The 18,723-nt window shown below is 61.2% G+C and carries 20 protein-coding genes; 1 reads left to right on the plus strand and 19 read right to left on the minus strand.

The features are described 5' to 3' along the window. Positions 1 to 39: 39 nt before the first annotated feature. The 19 genes from EWR20_RS06475 to ftsY all read right to left on the minus strand — a co-directional run bounded on the left by EWR20_RS06475 (position 40) and on the right by ftsY (position 17,318). Positions 40 to 1,209: a DNA-processing protein DprA gene (locus tag EWR20_RS06475; RefSeq protein ID WP_165000977.1), complete on the minus strand. Its 1,170-nt coding sequence runs from the start codon at positions 1,207 to 1,209 to the stop codon at positions 40 to 42. Positions 1,210 to 1,371: 162 nt separating this feature from the next. After that, positions 1,372 to 2,907 carry a YifB family Mg chelatase-like AAA ATPase gene (locus EWR20_RS06480; RefSeq protein ID WP_129359797.1) on the minus strand — a complete coding sequence of 512 codons (1,536 nt, stop codon included), beginning with the start codon at positions 2,905 to 2,907 and terminating at the stop codon, positions 1,372 to 1,374. Further along, positions 2,907 to 3,278 (minus strand): YraN family protein, encoded by a 372-nt coding sequence (locus EWR20_RS06485; protein WP_129359798.1) that lies wholly within the window; start codon positions 3,276 to 3,278, stop codon positions 2,907 to 2,909. The genes EWR20_RS06480 and EWR20_RS06485 overlap by 1 nt, the downstream gene beginning before the upstream one ends. 152 nt (positions 3,279 to 3,430) lie before the next feature. After that, complete coding sequence (locus EWR20_RS06490; RefSeq protein WP_238147619.1) at positions 3,431 to 4,195, minus strand: ribonuclease HII; 765 nt, start codon at positions 4,193 to 4,195, stop codon at positions 3,431 to 3,433. Further along, entirely contained in the window at positions 4,192 to 4,980 is a 789-nt protein-coding gene (gene lepB / locus EWR20_RS06495; protein ID WP_129359799.1) for a signal peptidase I, read from the minus strand. Before lepB (EWR20_RS06495) ends, EWR20_RS06490 begins: the two co-directional genes overlap by 4 nt. Positions 4,981 to 5,039: 59 nt before the next feature. Further along, positions 5,040 to 5,705, minus strand: coding sequence for a signal peptidase I (gene lepB / locus EWR20_RS06500; protein WP_371811955.1), 666 nt, complete (start codon positions 5,703 to 5,705; stop codon positions 5,040 to 5,042). A 5-nt stretch (positions 5,706 to 5,710) separates the two neighbouring features. Next, on the minus strand, positions 5,711 to 6,061 hold the full coding sequence (rplS, locus tag EWR20_RS06505; protein WP_129359800.1) for a 50S ribosomal protein L19: 351 nt from the start codon (positions 6,059 to 6,061) through the stop codon (positions 5,711 to 5,713). Between the two features lie 240 nt (positions 6,062 to 6,301). Continuing rightward, positions 6,302 to 7,126: a tRNA (guanosine(37)-N1)-methyltransferase TrmD gene (gene trmD, locus EWR20_RS06510; RefSeq protein WP_129359801.1), complete on the minus strand. Its 825-nt coding sequence runs from the start codon at positions 7,124 to 7,126 to the stop codon at positions 6,302 to 6,304. After that, the gene (rimM, locus tag EWR20_RS06515; protein ID WP_129359802.1) at positions 7,123 to 7,701 is read right to left on the minus strand and encodes a ribosome maturation factor RimM; all 579 of its coding nucleotides are present in this window, start codon (positions 7,699 to 7,701) and stop codon (positions 7,123 to 7,125) included. The genes trmD and rimM overlap by 4 nt, the downstream gene beginning before the upstream one ends. Before the next feature lie 124 nt (positions 7,702 to 7,825). Then, positions 7,826 to 8,068: an RNA-binding protein gene (locus EWR20_RS06520; RefSeq protein ID WP_129359803.1), complete on the minus strand. Its 243-nt coding sequence runs from the start codon at positions 8,066 to 8,068 to the stop codon at positions 7,826 to 7,828. 2 nt (positions 8,069 to 8,070) lie between these two features. Beyond that, the gene (rpsP, locus tag EWR20_RS06525) at positions 8,071 to 8,508 is read right to left on the minus strand and encodes a 30S ribosomal protein S16 (RefSeq protein ID WP_129359804.1); all 438 of its coding nucleotides are present in this window, start codon (positions 8,506 to 8,508) and stop codon (positions 8,071 to 8,073) included. 219 nt (positions 8,509 to 8,727) lie between these two features. Beyond that, a complete protein-coding gene (locus tag EWR20_RS06530; RefSeq protein ID WP_129359805.1) occupies positions 8,728 to 9,438 on the minus strand; it encodes a response regulator transcription factor in 711 nt (236 codons plus the stop codon). Continuing rightward, positions 9,435 to 10,706 carry a sensor histidine kinase gene (locus EWR20_RS06535; protein ID WP_129359806.1) on the minus strand — a complete coding sequence of 424 codons (1,272 nt, stop codon included), beginning with the start codon at positions 10,704 to 10,706 and terminating at the stop codon, positions 9,435 to 9,437. Before EWR20_RS06535 ends, EWR20_RS06530 begins: the two co-directional genes overlap by 4 nt. Before the next feature lie 167 nt (positions 10,707 to 10,873). Next, a complete protein-coding gene (locus EWR20_RS06540; RefSeq protein WP_129359807.1) occupies positions 10,874 to 11,977 on the minus strand; it encodes a hypothetical protein in 1,104 nt (367 codons plus the stop codon). 77 nt (positions 11,978 to 12,054) lie between these two features. After that, entirely contained in the window at positions 12,055 to 12,546 is a 492-nt protein-coding gene (locus tag EWR20_RS06545; RefSeq protein WP_129359808.1) for an NUDIX domain-containing protein, read from the minus strand. Positions 12,547 to 12,556: 10 nt separating this feature from the next. After that, positions 12,557 to 14,134 (minus strand): signal recognition particle protein, encoded by a 1,578-nt coding sequence (gene ffh / locus EWR20_RS06550; protein WP_129359809.1) that lies wholly within the window; start codon positions 14,132 to 14,134, stop codon positions 12,557 to 12,559. Between the two features lie 177 nt (positions 14,135 to 14,311). Further along, positions 14,312 to 14,650, minus strand: coding sequence for a P-II family nitrogen regulator (locus EWR20_RS06555; RefSeq protein ID WP_129359810.1), 339 nt, complete (start codon positions 14,648 to 14,650; stop codon positions 14,312 to 14,314). Between the two features lie 59 nt (positions 14,651 to 14,709). Next, positions 14,710 to 15,969, minus strand: coding sequence for an ammonium transporter (locus EWR20_RS06560; protein ID WP_255411250.1), 1,260 nt, complete (start codon positions 15,967 to 15,969; stop codon positions 14,710 to 14,712). 245 nt (positions 15,970 to 16,214) lie between these two features. After that, on the minus strand, positions 16,215 to 17,318 hold the full coding sequence (ftsY, locus tag EWR20_RS06565) for a signal recognition particle-docking protein FtsY (RefSeq protein ID WP_129359811.1): 1,104 nt from the start codon (positions 17,316 to 17,318) through the stop codon (positions 16,215 to 16,217). Positions 17,319 to 17,412: 94 nt separating this feature from the next. Here ftsY and EWR20_RS06570 point away from each other — a divergent pair, with 94 nt between their 5' ends. Next, positions 17,413 to 18,708 (plus strand): MFS transporter, encoded by a 1,296-nt coding sequence (locus EWR20_RS06570; protein WP_165000978.1) that lies wholly within the window; start codon positions 17,413 to 17,415, stop codon positions 18,706 to 18,708. Positions 18,709 to 18,723: the final 15 nt, after the last annotated feature.

Consider the following 18,723-nt stretch of genomic DNA (forward strand, 5'->3'; position numbering starts at 1 on the left):
CTTCGGAAGCAATGACGAGGCGTCGTTCCGACACCGAGCTCATGACTGGACTCGCGCGCATCTCCACAGCCCTTCCACGTTCTCCGCCATGCCTTTACTCTCCAACTGCGCCAGGGCAGGAATGACGTCTCGAATGTCGAGGCCTGCTGCCGCACATAGTCTTTCCGGCCGCACGGGATGCCCGAAGGGCAATGCATCCCGAACCAATTGTTGTACTTGGGTCAGGTCGCAATGCGTGTCACTCGCACTGGAAGCGATGAAGTCCGACGCCTCACCGGGGAGAGCACGAACCGGCGGTGCTCCCCCATCTCCTGTCGGGGGCGAGGAAGCAGGCAGCAATTGCCTGACATCCTCCGTTGAGGTCACGATGTAAGCGGGAGTCTCTTTCAGCAGCCGGTGGCATCCAGCAGACTGGGCGCTGAAAACTGAGCCTGGAACCGTTGCGACGGGACGTCCCATATCCAAGGCATGATGAGCGGTGTTAAGGGCTCCGGAACGCCATCTGGCCTCGACCACCAGGACCAGGGTCGACATGGCCGCTATCAGTCTGTTGCGTTGAAGGAAGCGATGTCTCATAGGGCTGCAACCTGGATTGACCTCAGTTAGCACGAGGCCGCTCTCAGCTATGTCGCGGAGGAGGCCCTCGTGCGCCCGCGGATAGGACCGATCTATCCCGCAGGCCAGAAAGGCCACAGTACTGGGGCGGTTGGTGGCCGTCGTCATCGCGGCTTTGTGCGCGGCCGCGTCAATCCCGAATGCGGCCCCCGAAAGGATCCCGTATCCTTCCGCGGCGAGATCACCCGCGAGATGCGACGTGACGGAATTGCCGTACGGAGTGGAGTCTCGACAACCCACGAACGCGACGTTCGATTCCGCCGGACGGTTCAGGCCGATCCGGTCGCCGAGCCCCCACAGGCCTATGGGCTGCAGAGGACCGAGATTCCGCAGATCCTCCGGCCAGTCTTCGTCTTCCGGAGTTGCCAGCCATGCACCATGCCTGTTCATGGTCCGCTCCAGTATCTCGGGGTCTTCGAGCGGAGCTCGGCTGGCCCATCGGCGTCTCGCGTTGAGAAAATTGTTTCCCGTGACGGAGCCCATTCTTTCGGGTGAACTCGCCTCGATCGAGGCGAGTTCCTCCTCTGTCAGTCCTCTCCTCTCTGCCACGATCCGGTACGCGTTGTCGGCACCTAGGCTCTCGATCAGTGTCATGCCAGCCCAATCTTGCGGCTCGAAAATATGCATCAGCTGTATTCGCGCGTTTCGCATTTGCCGGTCCCGATCGTGTGTTTTCGGCCGTGCTGTATCCACTTCGGCATGGCGCCCAGGTGTCCGGTCATGCATAGTTCCTTTTCCTCTCTCGAACACGCTCTTTTAGAACTTCGCCCCGGAGCCGATCCGGAGCCCGATTGCCGCATCGATGTCCTCGATTCGTGGGGATCCCACGCCGGCCAGATCGGCGAGACTCCACGCGACACGCTGGATACGGTCGCATCCGCGGAGGGTTACGTCTCCCCGATCCAGCAAACGGGTCAAGGAGCCTAAGACCTTCGGCGACAACCTGAGCTGATGACGAAGGTGCCTCCCGCGCAGTTGCGCGTTGGTTGAAATCCCGAGCGGTCCAAGTCGCTCACGGGCCGCCTGTCGCGCTCGGACAACCCGCGCAAGAACCTCTGCCGACCCCTCGGCCGGGCCACGAGCGGCAATATCCGCTGAGGACAATTTGGGGATCGTGATATGCATGTCGATCCGATCCGCCAAAGGTCCCGAAAGCTTCGACAAATATGTTCGACGTTCTCGTGACGAACACGTGCACCGGTCCGCCATCCCACTGGATCGGCCGCAGGGGCACGGATTGGCCGCAACAACGAGTTGGAACTTCGCGGGGTAATGAGCGCTCGCCCTCGCCCGATCTATTGTGACCCATCCGGATTCCAAGGGTTGCCGGAGTGCATCGAGGACACCGCGCCTGAATTCGGGAGCTTCGTCGAGGAAGAGTACTCCGTGATGAGCGCGAGAAATCGCGCCCGGCTGAGGAATCCCGTTGCCACCGCCCACGATCGCCGCCGACGAGGCAGTGTGGTGGGGAGCCTCCCACGGGGGATCCACGATCAGTTGATTCACGCGCGACTTCTGCGAACCAATCGAGTGCACGGCAGTAACCTCAAGCGAGGCCTCGGCGTCCAAACGCGGGAGGATGCCGGGCAACCGCTCTGCCAGCATGGTTTTTCCCGAACCCGGTGGTCCGACCATGGACAGGTGGTGACCGCCGGCCGCGGCTATCTCCAGGGCCCAACGGCCCTGCTCCTGGCCGAGCACATCGGAAAGATCCGGGGTCACGTGGCCTTCCACAGCAGGATCCAAGGGAATCCGGCGGGCGGGTGGTCGCACGAGTTTGGACGGTTCGGCCCCCGACCATTCCAAAACGTCAGCTAACGCTTCGAAACAGTAAACCCGGGCACCGGGAACAAGCTCCGCTTCCGCGCGATTCTCCGATGCGACCACCACACGTGGATACCCCGCCCCTACCGCGGCGTTGACCGCGGGAAAAACCCCGGGCACGGGACGCAGCGAACCGTCCAGACCCAGCTCGGCCAAGAACACGTATTCCTCCGTCGGACGGGCGTACCCCGAGGCTTGGACTGTTGCCATCACGATGGCCAGATCAAATGCAGACCCGGTCTTCGGCAAGGTCGCAGGCGTCAGACTCACCGTGATTTTTCGAGGGACCAAAGGCATACCGGAGTTCTTGGCAGCAGAACGGATACGTTCTCTGGACTCCATGAGAGCAGTATCGGGAAGGCCCAACAGGACAAATGCAGGCAGAGTCTGACCGATATCGGCCTCAACCTCAATCATGTGGCCGCTCAGCCCTAACAGAGCCACCGAAAAGGTACGCGCGAACCCCATCAGATCACGCCTTCCCTGTGCTCCAGGGAGAAACGCCGCGGGCCACCCACCACCGAAACAGCATCCACGCGAAGACCACCCGGATAGATCCCTGTTTCGCGAGCCCACAAATTTGCCAGCAGGCAAAGTTTTTTGGTCTTGGCCGGACCAATAGCCTCGAAAGGATGTCCGAATTCCAGTGACGAACGGGTTTTGACCTCGCAGATCACCAAACGCCCACGATCCGATGCAACGATGTCCAATTCGCCTCGGACAGAAGTCTCACGTGGATCAGGACGCCAGTTCCTGTCCACAATTTTCCAACCACGAATTTCCAAGACGGCCGCCGCAAGGTCCTCGCCCCACCGACCGATCTTCGCCCGTTCGTCCATGTCTTACCTCCCACAGAAAGGATGCGACATCAAGACCCCGGCGGATCCTCAACTCGGGGCGGAATCAAACAACTGTGGAGAAGTCACACACATTCATGGCAACCAGACTTCGGTGGACGATCCAACACGATCGCCAAGAAAGAACAACCGGGTCAGCCTCGGCTGCCCCAGGCCGCCCGCAACTGCTCCGACGACACGCCCAAAGACCACGAGAGACGATGCAGCGCACACGGACCATCGGCGTCCAGGGCCGCACGATGAGACGAAGAGCCATAACCCTTGTTCCCCTCCCAACCGTAGGCGGGATACTTCAGCGCCAGCGACTGCATCGCCGAATCACGCTCGACCTTGGCAACCACACTCGCCGCGGCAATGCTCGCGCACCGGTAATCACCCTTGACCTGCATTGTCACTGGCAATTCCCACCCGACGGCGCCGTCCATGCGCTCAGTCACGGGATCCGGCTCCGTCAAGGACAGCAGATCCGCCACACGAGTCAACCAGTCGTGTTTTCCGTCCAACAGTACGGCCGAAGAGTTCATACGGTCCTCACCGACGGCGAGGGCCACCTTGTTCATCGCGCGTAAACCCGCGAGCCGCAACGCCTGTGTCATACCGAGCGCGTCGATTTCCTCGGGTGAAGACGATCCAGTCTCAACATGAATCCACGACCTGATAGCAGGGACCATCGCTTCACGCCTCGGGGCGCTGAGCACCTTGCTGTCCGTGAGGCCCGGGACTTCCAGCACCGCATCAGCAGGGACCCACGAGGCACCAACGGTCACGGGACCGGCCAGTGAGCCGCGCCCGACCTCGTCCATCCCGATGACGCCGAGGTGCCCCTGACCAAAAAGACGTCGTTCAACACTGAGGTCGGCGCCCGCAGCGTAAGCTGACGTCTTGTTCGTGGTCATCATTGGCCGCCGTGGCTCGCCTCGGAACTGGGGATGTCTTTGAAGACATCGTCCGGGGTAGACAACCACGTCCAGCGGCTCACCGGCCAAGCGATCGTGAATGCTCGTCCTTCGATGTCCTTCTTCTTCACGAATTCATTGCCCTCTTGGATGTGGTAACGAGAGTCGGCCGAGGCATTACGGTGATCACCCATGACGAAGTACTCACCATCCGGGACAGTCACATCGAACGGGAAATCCGAGGGTTGTGCTCCCGGATAGAGGTACGAGGACTCGTCAATAGGCTTTCCATTGACCTCGACCTTCCCATCGGAAGAGCAGCAGCTGACGTGATCACCGCCTTGCCCGATGACTCGTTTGATGAGGTAATTCTGTGACGAATCTGGAAGCACCCCAACGAAGGACAGCGCCTCGCGCACAGGATTGGTACTCGCAGGGTTCTGGTTCTCCGGAATCCAGTGCTGTGTGTCCTTGAAGACCACGATGTCGCCGCGTTTGGGGTCATTGAAGTAGTTTCCCGCGACGTTGACGAAAATTCTGTCGTTGAGCTCCAACGTGTTTTCCATGGACCCCGAGGGGATGTAGAAACCGCGAATCAGGAACGTTTTGACGATGAAAGCGATGATCAACGCATAGACGATGACCAGCAGTACTTCCTTGATCTTTGGCCAGAGGCCCTGGGGTTCTTCTTTTCCCTTCTTGTCCCGTGCCGCATGGGAGGAAGGTTGCACCGAGTCCGGGGATCCGTCCGCGGGCTCACCGGATGCGGAATGCTGGCCAGGTGTCATAGAGGTGTCCTTCTCTCACTTGCTATGGTCTGGGTTTAGTCTACTGACCGCCCTCGCGCTCAGCGATCAATTTGGGATATCCGGTTCAGTGGCCAGATCACGGCGACGGGCCGCCCAATGATCTTGTCCGTCTTGATCAGACCGCCGCCCGGGGCAGCAATCAAAGACCTGGAATCGTTGGAATCCGAGCGGTGGTCGCCCATGACCCACATCCTGCCCTCAGGCACGACGACGTCGAATCTGGTCCCGGATGGTGCGTCGCCCTGCATGATGTAAGGCTCATCCTTGGGTTGCCCGTTGACGGTGATGCGGCCGTCGGCCGCGCAACAGTGCACGTGATCACCAGGTACACCGATCACTCTCTTGACGTACACGCCTTGACGAGTCCCGACACCGAGCCACGAGCCGATTTCGCCAATAGTGTCCGTGAGCTTGTTGGCGCCGGAGTCGTAAGGAGCAAGAGATCCGGTTCCGTCAAAGACGACGATGTCGCCGCGATTCGGATGATTGCTGCCCGGACGCCATACTGCGACACGATCGTGTTCTTGGAGCGTCGGCTCCATGGAAGCAGAGGGAATGTAGAAGACCTCGAGAAGCAAGCCTCGGACGAGGACCATGATCAGGACGGCTATGACTAGGGCCACCACGACCAAGCGCCGGCTCCCCCACGGGAGCCGGCGCTTCGAGTCTGCGGCCGTAGCAACGGCCTGCGACGGGTTCGTCAAGAACCTTATGCGTTGTCGCGCTTCTCGCGGATACGCGCAGCCTTGCCGTGACGGTCACGCATGTAGTACAGCTTGGCGCGACGAACGTCACCGCGGCTCTGGACCTCGATCTTGTCGAAGATCGGGGAGTGAACCGGGAACGTACGCTCCACGCCTACACCGAAGGAGACCTTGCGAACGGTGAAGGTCTCGCGAACGCCCGCACCCTGTCGGCCAACCACGTAACCGCGGAAGACCTGGACACGGGAGCGATTGCCCTCGATGATGTTCACGTGAACGTCCACGGTGTCACCCGGGCCGAAGTCCGGGATGTCCGTGCGGAGGTTCTTCTGGTCAATGAAATCCAGAGTCTGCATGACGATATTCTCCTCAATCGATGCCGCAGGCCACCGACTGATTGGTACGACGGAGGCTTCCGGGATTGACCCGAAAATGCTTCCGAAGTGATGTATCAGCCAAGACATGATTGGTGTCTTGGTGCCGTCTTCCGTCAGGTCGCTCTTCCCCCTGCGGCAGGGGCGTGCCCGGAGACGGCGCAATTTTTCATTTTGCCACAGTCCAGAGGCTAGTTCCACAGACACGGACCGTGGCCGCGGTTATTCCGTATCGCTCTCGTCACGTTCGACCGCCAAGGCCTCGAGAACCGCGCGGTCTTTCCGGTCCCACCCGGAGGCAGGCACGGATTCGATCAGGTCCGGGCGCCGTCGTACGGTCCGCTCCAATTGCCAGTCCCGCCGCGCTCGAGCGATTGCCGCGTGATTTCCGGATAGAAGAATCTCCGGGACCTCCCGGTCACGCCACACGGCCGGCTTGGTGTAAACCGGATATTCCAAAAGACCGTCAGCGTGGGACTCTTCGACCAGAGATTCGGGGTTGCCGATCACACCGGGAAGCAACCGCGCCGTGGCTTCGATCATGGCCAAGACCGCGACCTCTCCCCCGTTGAGCACATAGTCCCCAAGGCTCACGGGCATGACTCGGAATCTCTCACCCGCCCACTCGAGAACGCGCTCATCGATACCCTCGTATCGGCCGCATGCGAAGACTACGTGCTCTTCTCTCGCAAAATCTTCGGCCATGCGTTGCGTAAAGACCGATCCAGCGGGAGAAGGGACCACCAGCAACGGGCGCGGATCCGCGCCGTCATCCGAAACGGCATCGTCGGAACTTCGGGAAGACTGAGGCGACGCATCCAGTACGGCTTCGAAAGCCTGCGCCCATGGCTCGGCCTTCATGACCATGCCGGCACCACCGCCGTAAGGAGTGTCGTCCACGGTGCGGTGCCGATCAGTGGTGAACTCCCGGAGGTCACGGACAGACAGATGCAACAGCCCAGAACGACGAGCCTTGCCGATGAGGGACAGCTCCAGAGGTTGCAGGTATTCGGGAAATATCGACAGAACATCGTAACGAGGATTCATTCGGAATCGCCTTCGGCCTCGTCGGGGGCCTCGTCGGCGACGTTCAGCTCAAGGAGACCAGGCGGAGGGCACACCACGACGAAGCCGTCCTCGAGATCCACGTCCGGCACGATTTCTTCGACGAACGGAATGAGCGCCTCACTGCCGTCTTCGAGCTCGACGACCAGCAAATCCTGTGTCGGTCCGGTCGTCAAAGCGGCAACCCGGCCGATACGGTTAGTCAGCTCGGTGACCTCCGGCGAGGGTACGGAGTAAACATCCAGGCCCTTGAGCTCGTGCTCGTAATACCCCGCCGTATCTTCCGCTCCCTCCGTCTCCATCATGAGCTTGTGGTTGCGCAGCGTTTCCGCATCGTTCCGGGACCTGACCTCGTCGAATCCGAGAATCATGACGCTCTTGTTCCACCGGACGGAGTTGATCGTTAGATACCCGTTCGGGGCCAGAACGGTCGACGGTTCAACCTCGATTGCGGACCCCTTGATCAGGCGCGTCGAAGGATCATCCGTGTACAGCTGAACCGTGACTTCCCCTTTAATCCCGTGAGGCTTACCGATTCTTGCGACCTGAACCTGCACCGCGTCTTTCTCCTTCCTGATGGGCAGCGAACGGCCCACGCCGTACACCGGAAATATAACAGGCCCGCTTCCGCCACACGGGCGGAAACGGGCCTGTTAGCGCGACTAAATGCCGCAAAGCATGCTATCGACGCCGATCGGTGTCGATCACGTCGACCCTAACCTGCTCACCGTCAGCCAGGGCACCGATCACGGTGCGAACAGACTTGGCCGTTCGACCACCACGCCCGATGACGCGTCCGAGATCTTCCGGATTGACCCGGACCTCGAGGGTTTGACCCCGTCGGCCCGAACGCGAGCGAACTTCGACGTCTTCGGGATGATCAACGATCCCCTGCACGAGGTGCTCCAGAGCTTCGGAAAGCATAATTACTCAGCAGACTCTTCGCTGGTCTCGGCCTCATCGGCCTTTTCCGTGGAAGACTCAGCAGCCTCGGCCTTCTCTTCACTCTTGGGAGTGATGGCTTCGGGAATGACCACGGAATCCTTCTCCGGGACCTGGAACTCGGGCTTGGCCTCGACCGGCTTGACGGTCGATTCTGCGTTGCCCTCACCCTTGAACTTGGCCCAGTCACCGGTCAATTTGAGCAGTGCCAGAACCTGTTCGGTCGGCTGAGCGCCGACGGACAGCCAGTACTGAGCACGCTCGGAATTGAGCTCAACCAGTGAAGGGTTCTCGGTCGGCTGGTAGATGCCGATCTCCTCGATTGCGCGGCCATCTCGCTTGGTGCGGGAATCGGCAACGACAATACGGTAGCGGGGATCGCGGATCTTACCCAGACGCTTCAGACGAATCTTTACAGCCACTTGTGTGGACTCTCCTGTATCTATACAAGGTCGGTTCCTATTACGTCAGCTACCCGTGGGGCGGGGTTGTCAGTCAGGAACCTGCGGACCAAATGCTGCACGGTGAGAGGGGCCGCGCACATCGAGTACCCGTCAAGTATGCCAGAGGCAACCACGGTTGACCAGCAGGAGGAATCCGGCGCCGACGTCGGGTGCGTCACGCGATGGACGACCGGAGCTTCACGACGGCTGGGCCAAGCCCGTCCGGTAGGCAAAGATGACAGCCTGGACACGGTCTCTGCTACGGGTTTTCGCGAAAATCCGTGACACGTGAGTCTTGACGGTTGCCAACCCGAGGAAGAGATCGTCGGCAATCTCGGAGTTCGACTTCCCCTGGGCCATCAGGGTCAGGACTTCCTTTTCGCGCTGCGAAAGGGCTTCGACCGCCAGAAGGTCATCCGGATACATGGTTCGATGCTGAGACTCCTCCGCGGGAGGTTTGTCTGTCACTCCGGAGCCCGAGGGTTCCTCCACGATGCGTTGGATCAATGGGAGGGTCACTTCGGGGCTCAGCAGAGCCTGACCGCCGGCCACGGCTTCTATCGCCGTCACCAGGTCTTCGGCGCTCGCAGTCTTCAAGAGAAAACCGCTCGCCCCGGCCTCCAAGGCGCCAAAGAGGTAGTCCGAACGATCGAAGGTCGTGAGCATGATGACCTTCCCGAGGCCCTCCTGGACTACATGTCGGGTGGCCGTGAGACCGCTCATTCCAGGCATCTGGATGTCCATGAGCACGACGTCTACAGGTTGCTCGCGCAATTGATCCAACGCGGATTGAGCGTTGGCCGCTTGTCCCACAACCTCGATCCCAGGCTCGACGGAGAGCACGAGAGAAAATCCCGAGCGGACCACGGTTTGGTCGTCGACGAGGAATATCCGCAACGGTTGGATCATGCCGGTTCCTTTTCGGGGGACGGTTGGGCATCATGAAGTGGGACCGTGAACCGGGTCTTCCAACCGGGCCATGGGGTCAGCGGACCGTAGACGGCTTTACCGCCGAGAACAGATGCGCGTTCTTCCACCCCACGCAGGCCCGAGCCCGTACTGGGGGCCAGGCCGTGGTCCTCGGGACGCACAGGGTTGCCACGATCGGCCACCTCGACCTCGAGCTCGTTGGTTGTCCACGACGCCCGTAACAGGACTTGGGCCTCGGTCGCATCGGAATGCTTGAGCACGTTGGTCAGTGATTCCTGGACCATCCGATAGACCCCGTGGTGAAGAATCGCCGAGAGACCCGGCCCCTCAAGGGTTTTCCCGTCCTCGGCGGATACGGATAGTCGGACCCTCAACCCCATGGATTCGAAATTTTTCGCAAGTTGAGGAAGATCCTGGATCGTCTTGCTCTCGCCTGTCACAGTTCCGACGTACTCGTCGCGGTTGTCGGATTCGCGCAGCAGTCTGAGCACGGTTTGCAGTTCCCCAATGCCCTCGCGCGTGCTCGTCTCGATGGCTTCCAAAGAATCCCTGACAAGCTTCGACTGCGCCTCGTTGAGGCGCACCGTCCTGCCGTCGTCGCCGGCGGCAAGAATGCGACGCGCTCCTCCAGCTTGAAGCCCCACACCGGTGAAATGGTGTCCGATCGAGTCATGGAGATCGCGGGCCAGGCGGAGGCGTTCTTCCGCAACTGCATTCTGGGCGAGACGGTGGGACTGGCTTCTGATGGTCCGAGCCTGTCCCTCCAGACGATAACGCCGCAGCGCCGCGCGCCATGACGCACGGCCGAAGGCCGCCGCACCACACACGTAAGCGAGATTGATGGCCGTCGCGTAGACCGCATAGGCCAGAACCGGGTCAAAGGGCCCCGCGGGCTCAGCACCGTTTTCTTGAAGGTCGTGCAGGATGTCCTCCGAGCCAACCCATGTGAGCATCAGCCAGGAGGTGAAACTGACCACCACGACCAGGTTAACGACCCATACGGCACGCCGACTCCGAGACCAAGCCACCGCCGTGTAAATCGCTGTGAAGTAACTGACTTGGAAAACCACGGACACAGAAACGGTGGTCGCCATGTAGAACATGGGGACGAACACCGCGCTCGCGACGATCAACGTGATCAGAGGAAAACGGCGACGGACCACCAGACACAACGGAGTGACCCCTGCGCCGATATAGGCGGCCGTGCTCGGTCGGCCGTCTCCCGCGCCTCCTCCGAAACTCTGCATGAGCGTAAGGGTCAAGACGCTCGTGCAAACAAGCAGGAGCGCCAGAAGGACATCGTTCCGTTGTTGCGACGAGCTGGGCCGCGGTCGTTTCCAATTCGGGTTCCGGTCGTCATCGAGCCATCGGCGAAGGGCCCAGACTCTCCTGTCGGACGGTGACACCGCGGGGCCTACTTTTTGCGGCGGAGAATCCAGGCCCCAAGACCCACGCCGGCTGCGGTGGCGATGGCCCAGCCTCCGCGTTTGACGGAATTGCTCAGACGCAAGGCGGCCTCCAGATCCGACTTCGGGCCCGAACTTTGGCCGGAGCCCTCGTCCGCCGGAACGAATTTCTCGTATCCGGGCTGATCGGACATGGATTTGCGGCCGTCGATGATCTTGGCGGGCATGTCGGACAGGCCCAGGAGCTGCAGGACAGATTCCGGGGCATATCGCCCATTGTCGTCGGCGGCGTACTTTTCGAGGCGTCGTGAGCTGACCGGATCGAGCCCGAAGGCCTCCGTCAGATTGTCGACGGCTCGGATTCGAGCTGCGTCGCGGACCTCGATCTCTTCCTGTCCCGCGATCTCCGACTGAAGTGCCCCAGCGGGCGAATCCGAGGGATACGTGAAAACCGCCCCGCGGACAGGGCCCCACGAGAGGGTGATGGGCTCTCCGACGGTCGGGCAGAAAGTCGCGGCCCGGTGCTCCCCGTCCGTGTCCAGGACGACCGCACGCCGAGGCAATTCGTCGACGAGGCTGAGCAGGTCTTCATAGTATTCACAAGTCACGACGACCCAGCGCTCGCCCGATGAGGCGATCTCGAACCAGCCTTCCGGTTGTATGGAGCGGATGGCCTGCCGAAGGGTCCGTGATGAAGTCTCGAACATTCCGACTGCGCTCGGCGTATGGGTTATACCGTCACCGGTCTGCCAGGACGCGTATTCCAGTCCTGGGAAGGCCAGGATCGTTTCCATGAACTCGCCCAGTTCCCCACCCAGACTCAGCTGACCGTGTTCATCCGCTCGGGCCACGTGAGTAATCTCCCCGCGGATATGAACAGGCACCATGAGGCGCAGGTTGTTGTCGCCGGTCGTGTACAGCGCAGGAACGGACTGTTCGCGAATGAGCTTCAGAATCCGCTCGCGCTCGGCGTCTGCTCCGGCGCCGGTCACAACGACGCCGCCTTCAGGGGTCTCGGTCAGTCGTCGATGAAGATCCAAGCGCACGGGGACCCACTGCCAGGAGATTCCGTCCTGGTTCGGGGTCCGGTCAGTGCGATGGTCGTCGGTCACGTTGCGCCTGTCCTTACGTATCGTTGGTGCTTATCACGGTACCCGCGATTCTGGACCGATGGCCCGAGAATCCGAGCTTAATTCCATTGGTTCGAGCTGAGTTCGATGACGGCCTCGGTTCCCCGAACCGAGTGCGCTTGCCGCAGTCGTTCGGAGAAACCGCCACTGAGGTAAGAATCCAACGCGTTGAATTCAACGAACTTGTATTCCGTCAACTCTTCTTCTTGCAATTCAATGGGTGCGTCGGAGGATACGACGCCGCCATCATAGATGAAATATGCCGAATCTCCCCAGTCGCCCATGTTCAGGCCGTGGAAGACCAGAAGCATTCTGCCCCAGGGAAGTTCCAGACCCACTTCCTCGAGGACTTCCCGGAAGCATCCCTCCTGCGGAGATTCGCCTGCCTCAACTGTGCCCCCGGGCAGGGACCAGCCGTCTTTGTAATTCGGCTTGACGATCAGCAAGCGATCCGACTCGTCCGTGATCAGTGCCCCGGCGGCAAGGCGCCGGCGCGGAAGCGAGGCGACGAACGCCCGGAAGTCTTCATCGGACAAGTAAGTATCAGCCATATTTACAGGTCTACTTGTCCCCGAGGAATTTCTCAAAGCCCTTGGGCAAATTCATGGAGTCCATGTCGAAACCCTCTTGTTTCCCGAAACTCGAGCCGTTCTTCTGAGCTGGCTTCTGCGTCTGGCCCTTGAGCTCTGCCTCGCGCTTGGCCGGGTTGCCCGAACGTCCCTTTTTCGCATTCTTGCCTTTGACGGCCTTGCGGTTCTTCTTGGGGCCGCCTGACCCACCCATACCGGGCATACCACCCGGCATACCGGGAACGCCCTGGCCGGAAGCCATGCGTTTCATGAGCTTTTGGGCCTGGCCGAACCGTTCCATGAGCTGGTTGACTTCGGAGACGGTCACGCCGGAGCCACGCGCGATACGGGCACGCCGGGAACCGTTGATAATCTTGGGCGCAACTCGTTCATGCGGGGTCATCGACCGGACGATGGCCTCGACGCGATCGATCTCGCGGTCGTCGAAATTCTCCAGCTGCTGACGCATCTGGGCAGCGCCCGGCATCATCATCAGCATCTTCTTCATCGATCCCATTTTGCGGATCTGCTGCATCTGGGACAGGAAGTCCTCGAACGTGAAGTCCTCACGGTCCTGGAACTTCTTGGCCATTCTGTCGGCCTCAGCCTTGTCCCAACTGGCTTCCGCCTGTTCGATCAAGGTCAGCACGTCGCCCATGTCCAGGATGCGGCTAGCCATGCGATCCGGGTGGAACTGCTCGATATCCCCGACGTTCTCGCCGGTCGAGGCGAACATGATGGGCTTGCCGGTCACTGAGGCAACCGACAGGGCAGCGCCGCCACGAGCATCGCCGTCGAGCTTGGACAGCACCACGCCGGTGAAGTCCACGCCCTCGTTGAAGGCGAGCGCAGTATTGACCGCGTCCTGCCCGATCATCGCGTCGATGACAAAAAGGACTTCATTCGGCACGATCGCGTCGCGAATATCGCGCGCTTGCTTCATGAGTTCCTGGTCCACACCGAGTCGGCCAGCGGTATCGACAATGACGACATCGTGCAGCTTGGCACGCGCGGTCGTCACGCCGTCGCGGGCCACCTGGACCGGGTCCCCCGTGGGGTCGTCGAACTCGCTCGTGGTGCCGGGGTGCGGGGCAAAGACCGGGACACCTGCGCGTTCACCGACGACCTTGAGCTGTGTGACCGCGTTGGGGCGTTGGAGGTCGGAGGCAACGAGCATGGGCTTGTGCCCCTGGGCGGTGAGCCATTTGCCGAGTTTTCCGGCGAAAGTGGTCTTGCCGGAGCCCTGGAGACCGGCCAACATGATGATCGTCGGACCGGTCTTGGCCATGTTGATGCGACGGGTCTCGCCACCGAGAATGCCCTGGAGCTCCTCGTTGACGATCTTGACGACCTGCTGAGCAGGGTTCAGAGCTTCCGAGACTTCGCTGCCTGTTGCTCGTTCCTTGATCGAGGCCGCGAATGCTCGCACCACCGGTACCGCGACGTCGGCGTCGAGAAGGGCACGCCGGATTTCGCGGACGGTGGCATCGACGTCGGCTTCGGAGAGGCGGCCTTTGCCGCGCAGGTTCTTGAAGGTCGATGCTAGGCGGTCGGACAGAGAATTGAACACGTGAAGTGGTCTACTTTCGGTGCAGTCGTTTCGGTGCTGTGGTCTCCGGGAGCGGTGTCCGCGGGACACCGCCGGCCTCGGTTGGTCGGTCGGCTTACAAGACTAGCACCGGTCACCTCGCCCAGCGGCATAGTTTCCACACCGCGAACTGTCCGTCCGGCCAGCCGCCGCAGTGTCTCAGATGGCTTGCTCCCCACGTTCTCCTGTGCGCACTCGTACAATCTCTTCGATGGGTTGGATCCAGACTTTCCCGTCTCCCGTGGTCCCAGTATTGGCCGAGGAGACGATGACCTCAACGACATCGATGGCTTGCTGCTCCGTAGCCAGGATTTCCAGCCTGACCTTGGGCAATAGATCCACGGTGTATTCGGCACCCCGGTAGACCTCGGTGTGGCCCTTTTGTCTGCCGTATCCTGCGGTTTCGGAGACGGTCATGCCGTGTATCCCGAATGCTTCGAGTGCTTCCTTGACGGATTCGTATTGCTCCGGGCGGACAATTGCAGTGACGAGTTTCATGTGTGCCTTTCATCGGATGCTCTTGCGGCATGAGGTGGTGCTTCGGTCGCTACGGCGAATCAGCTTCGGACGCCGATCTGCCCCGACGTTCCAGAGACGAAGGCGTATGCCGTCTCGGCGTGGGATGCCAAGTCAATGCCTTGGACTTCCTCTTCTTCACTAACCCGGAAGCCAATGGTCTTCTTCAGGACCATGGCGATCACGAAGGTCATGATCGCCGTGTAAGCGACGGTGATGACGGTAGCGACCACCTGGGCAATGAGTTGGTCCACGCCTCCCCCGTAAAACAGACCCGCATTTCCTGTCGACGGTGTTGCAATGAACCCGAGGGCCACGGTGCCGATGATCCCCGCGACCAGGTGAACTCCTACGACGTCCAACGAGTCGTCGTAGCCGAAGCGGTACTTCAACCCGACCGCCAGTGCACACGCCATTCCCGCGATGATTCCGAGCACAATCGCCCAGCCGGGATCGACATTCGCGCACGCCGGGGTGATGGCCACGAGCCCGGCAACGATCCCGGATGCGGAACCCAGTGACGTCGCGTGACCGTCCCTCAGACGTTCCACGAGCAGCCACCCGAGCATTGCGGCCGCGGGGCATACCAGGGTATTGATCCAGATCAATCCGGCCTGAGTGGCGTCGGCCGCTGCGCCCGCGTTGAAACCGAACCACCCGAACCACAGCAACGCAGCACCGAGCATCACGAAGGGCAGGTTATGCGGTCGCTGGTTGGGGTCCTTCCCGAATCCTCGGCGTACGCCGAGAATCAGGCACAGGACAAGGCCCGCGACGCCGGCGTTGATGTGAACGACCAGTCCGCCCGCGAAGTCGATCGCCTCACCCAGAACGGAACCGATCGCTCCCTCCGCCGTGAAGAGTCCGCCATCGGCCCAGACCATGAAAGCCAAGGGCGCGTAAACAAGGGTGATCCAGAGAGGAACGAATACACACCAGGTTCCGAATTTCGCTCGGTCAGCGATCGCTCCCGAGATGAGGGCGACCGTGATGATCGCGAAAGTCGCGGAGAAACCCGCGGCCATGAGGTCGCCGGAATCCAGTGAAGCGCCGAGGCCGAAGTCCGCAAACGGACTGCCGACGACGCCCGGGATCATATTCTTCCCGCTGGACATCGAGGATCCCCACAGAACCCAGACGACGCCCACCAGCCCGATAGAGATGAAGCTCATCATCATCATGTTGAGCGCTGCTTTGACCCGGGTCATGCCTCCGTAGAAGAACGCAAGGCCCGGCGTCATGAGCAGGACGAGTGCGGCGGCAATGACGGTCCACACGTCGCTTGCTGTCAGTTGGTCCACGGCCGTTTCCCTTTCGCGAGTGGGATCCAGGATGCGGATCCTCGGCTGATTGGTACAAGAATCAGTTTCCACTCGCTGTGTTTCGGGTTCCTTCACGCCGAGTTTCGAGGGTGTAACGGCAGGGTTCCGAACGTTGCCAGCTCATTTCATCGTGTTTCGGGCAGATGAACGAAAGGCCCGGCCGATGCCGCACGTCTGCGGATCTGCCGGGCCGTCGCACCGTCATACAGTGACGTGGCTGTGTTTCAGTCGATGAGCGCCTCGACGAAACCTTCAGGATCGAAAGGCGCCAAATCGTCCGGTCCCTCCCCGAGACCGACAAGTTTGACGGGTACACCAAGCTCATTCTGGATCGCCACGACGATTCCGCCCTTGGCTGTACCGTCCAATTTGGTCAGGACAATCCCCGTGATATTCACGACCTCGGCGAAGACTTTCGCTTGGACCATCCCGTTCTGGCCGGTCGTAGCGTCGATCACAAGCAGAACCTCGGTAACAGGCGACACCTTTTCGACGACGCGCTTGACCTTTCCGAGCTGGTCCATGAGCCCAGCCTTGTTCTGCAGCCTCCCCGCGGTATCGACCATCAGTGTATCGACGCCGCGTTTCTTGGCCTCGCTGGCAGATTCGAAAGCCACCGAAGCTGGGTCGGCGCCCTCGGTCTGGGAGCGGACGGTATCGACGCCGACGCGTTTCCCCCAGGTCTCGAGCTGGTCGGCCGCGGCAGCACGGAACGTATCGGCTGCCCCGAGCAAGAGGGTTTTCTCCTCGGCGACCATCACACGGGCAAGCTTGCCGACTGTCGTGGTCTTGCCGACGCCGTTGACGCCGACGACGAGGACCACGCCAGGGTTGTCGCCGCTGCCGTCAAGGCCGAGCTCACGGTCCATGGTGGGGTCGACGATTTTGAGCAGTTCCTCGCGCAACATGGTTTTAACGCGGGACGGATCATCTGTGCCTTCGATGCGAACGCGGGTTTGCAGGGCTTCGACCAACCGCTGTGACGGTTCAGAGCCGAGGTCGGCCATGAGGAGGGTTTCCTCGATTTCGTCCCAGACGTCCTGGTCAATTTTCTCGCTCGACAACAAAGCAAGCAGGCCTTTGCCGAGCATCGAGTTGGACCGGGCCAGACGCGCGCGAAGCCTTTGAAGCCGTCCGGCGACCGGTGCGGGCGTTTCGTACTGCGGTCGGGCTTCTTCTTCGACGGGAGGTGCCGCGTCGTCCTTGTCCCGGGTTTCGGGGTAGCCGCCCTTTGGCGCCTTGGGGCCTTTGAGAAACACGAAAGCCAGGCCGCCGAGGACCACGACGCCGGCCAAGATGTACAGGATCAGGATCAGTGTGTCGTTCACGTTTCCAGCTTGCCACATGCCGCCGCATCCAGGCAGCGGCTTGTGGACGCTTCCCCGTTCGCCCGGAGATTCCGCTACGGGTAAGGTGCTTTCCGTGACTGCCGAACCTCCCGAAAGCGAACCCCATATTGATGGGCCCACCGGTGGCGAGAGCATCCGCGAAAGCGGCAGACGGTCTTTGCCTCGGCCTCCGGTTCCGACCGATCTGAAGGTGTTGGTCGTCGCCGCGTTCGTGATCGCCGCTGGATACGGGGTCGTGGCTCCCGTTCTGCCCCAATTTGCGACATCATTCGGTGTAGGGGCCGCGGCAGCCGGAGCCGTCATGTCGGCTTTCGCCCTCATGCGGGTCGCCTGGGCACCTGCCGCGGGACCCATCATGTCCCGCATCGGTGAACGCCGCACCTATCTGACAGGACTAGCCGTCGTCGCGTTGTCCTCTGCCATCACCGCTTTCGCGCCCAACTATGCGCTGTTGGTGATCCTGAGAGGACTTGGCGGCATCGGTTCGGTCATGTTCTCCATCTCCGCGATGGGTCTGATTGCGCGTCTCGCTCCTCCAACCATTCGAGCCAAGGTCTCGGGATACTACGCGACCTCGTTCATGCTCGGAAGCATCATGGGTCCCGTCATCGGCAGCCTGACCGCCACGTGGGGCCTCAGGGCGCCCTTCATCATCTACGCCCTCGCGCTGCTTCTGGCCATCGTGGTCGCCGCGTGGAAACTACGCCCCGCGGATGCCACCACGGATACCGGTTCCGTCATGCTGCCGATGAAATTCCCCGAAGCCCTATCCATCGGCAGCTATCGCTCACTGCTCGTCACGAGTTTCGCCCATGGTTGGGCTAATCTCGGTGCGCGAGTCGCCATCATTCCTCTGTTGGCCACTGGGCTGGCGGCTTCGGTGGGGGCGCCGGCCCAAGGCTTCGGCTCCGGGGCGAGTATCGCCGGTATCGCATTGGGTATCTTCGCGGGAGGATCGGCGCTGGCCCAGATCATTTTCGGCGGGCTCTCCGACCGATGGGGACGCAAGCCTCTGCTGATCCTCGGCCTTTCCTTCTCGGCGGTTCTCACCGGGATCGTCGGTCTTTCTCCGGGGCCGTGGGTCTTTTGGATCCTGTGCCTCATGGCAGGGCTCAGCACCGGCTTGTACACCCCGTCCATGCAAGCGACCCTGACCGACGTCGTGGGATCGCGCCGGTCGGGCGGAAACGTCATGTCCGCATATCAGGCGTGTGCCGACGTGGGGCAGATCATCGCGCCCGTGATTCTCGGCGCCGTCGTTGACCGAGTAGGCTTCGGCCCGGCTTTCGGAATCTCCGGCGCACTTCTCGGAATCGCGGCGCTCGTCTTCTTCCTGACCCCGCGCACGTCATTCCCGCAATCCGGTTGAGGACCGCACCCCACT

It is taken from the genome of Rothia uropygioeca (assembly GCF_004136585.1).
Lineage (GTDB): Bacteria > Actinomycetota > Actinomycetes > Actinomycetales > Micrococcaceae > Rothia.

Coding starts and splice junctions, on each gene's coding strand:
- rplS (WP_129359800.1), bottom strand. CDS start 6,061: ATGCAGACTCTGGATTTCATTGACCAGAAGAACCTCCGCACGGACATC.
- lepB (WP_129359799.1), bottom strand. CDS start 4,980: ATGACACCTGGCCAGCATTCCGCATCCGGTGAGCCCGCGGACGGATCC.
- EWR20_RS06490 (WP_238147619.1), bottom strand. CDS start 4,195: ATGATGACCACGAACAAGACGTCAGCTTACGCTGCGGGCGCCGACCTC.
- EWR20_RS06530 (WP_129359805.1), bottom strand. CDS start 9,438: ATGATCCAACCGTTGCGGATATTCCTCGTCGACGACCAAACCGTGGTC.
- EWR20_RS06480 (WP_129359797.1), bottom strand. CDS start 2,907: ATGGGGTTCGCGCGTACCTTTTCGGTGGCTCTGTTAGGGCTGAGCGGC.
- EWR20_RS06555 (WP_129359810.1), bottom strand. CDS start 14,650: ATGAAACTCGTCACTGCAATTGTCCGCCCGGAGCAATACGAATCCGTC.
- trmD (WP_129359801.1), bottom strand. CDS start 7,126: ATGAATCCTCGTTACGATGTTCTGTCGATATTTCCCGAATACCTGCAA.
- EWR20_RS06535 (WP_129359806.1), bottom strand. CDS start 10,706: ATGCAGAGTTTCGGAGGAGGCGCGGGAGACGGCCGACCGAGCACGGCC.
- EWR20_RS06475 (WP_165000977.1), bottom strand. CDS start 1,209: ATGACACTGATCGAGAGCCTAGGTGCCGACAACGCGTACCGGATCGTG.
- EWR20_RS06485 (WP_129359798.1), bottom strand. CDS start 3,278: ATGGACGAACGGGCGAAGATCGGTCGGTGGGGCGAGGACCTTGCGGCG.
- EWR20_RS06545 (WP_129359808.1), bottom strand. CDS start 12,546: ATGGCTGATACTTACTTGTCCGATGAAGACTTCCGGGCGTTCGTCGCC.
- EWR20_RS06520 (WP_129359803.1), bottom strand. CDS start 8,068: ATGCTTTCCGAAGCTCTGGAGCACCTCGTGCAGGGGATCGTTGATCAT.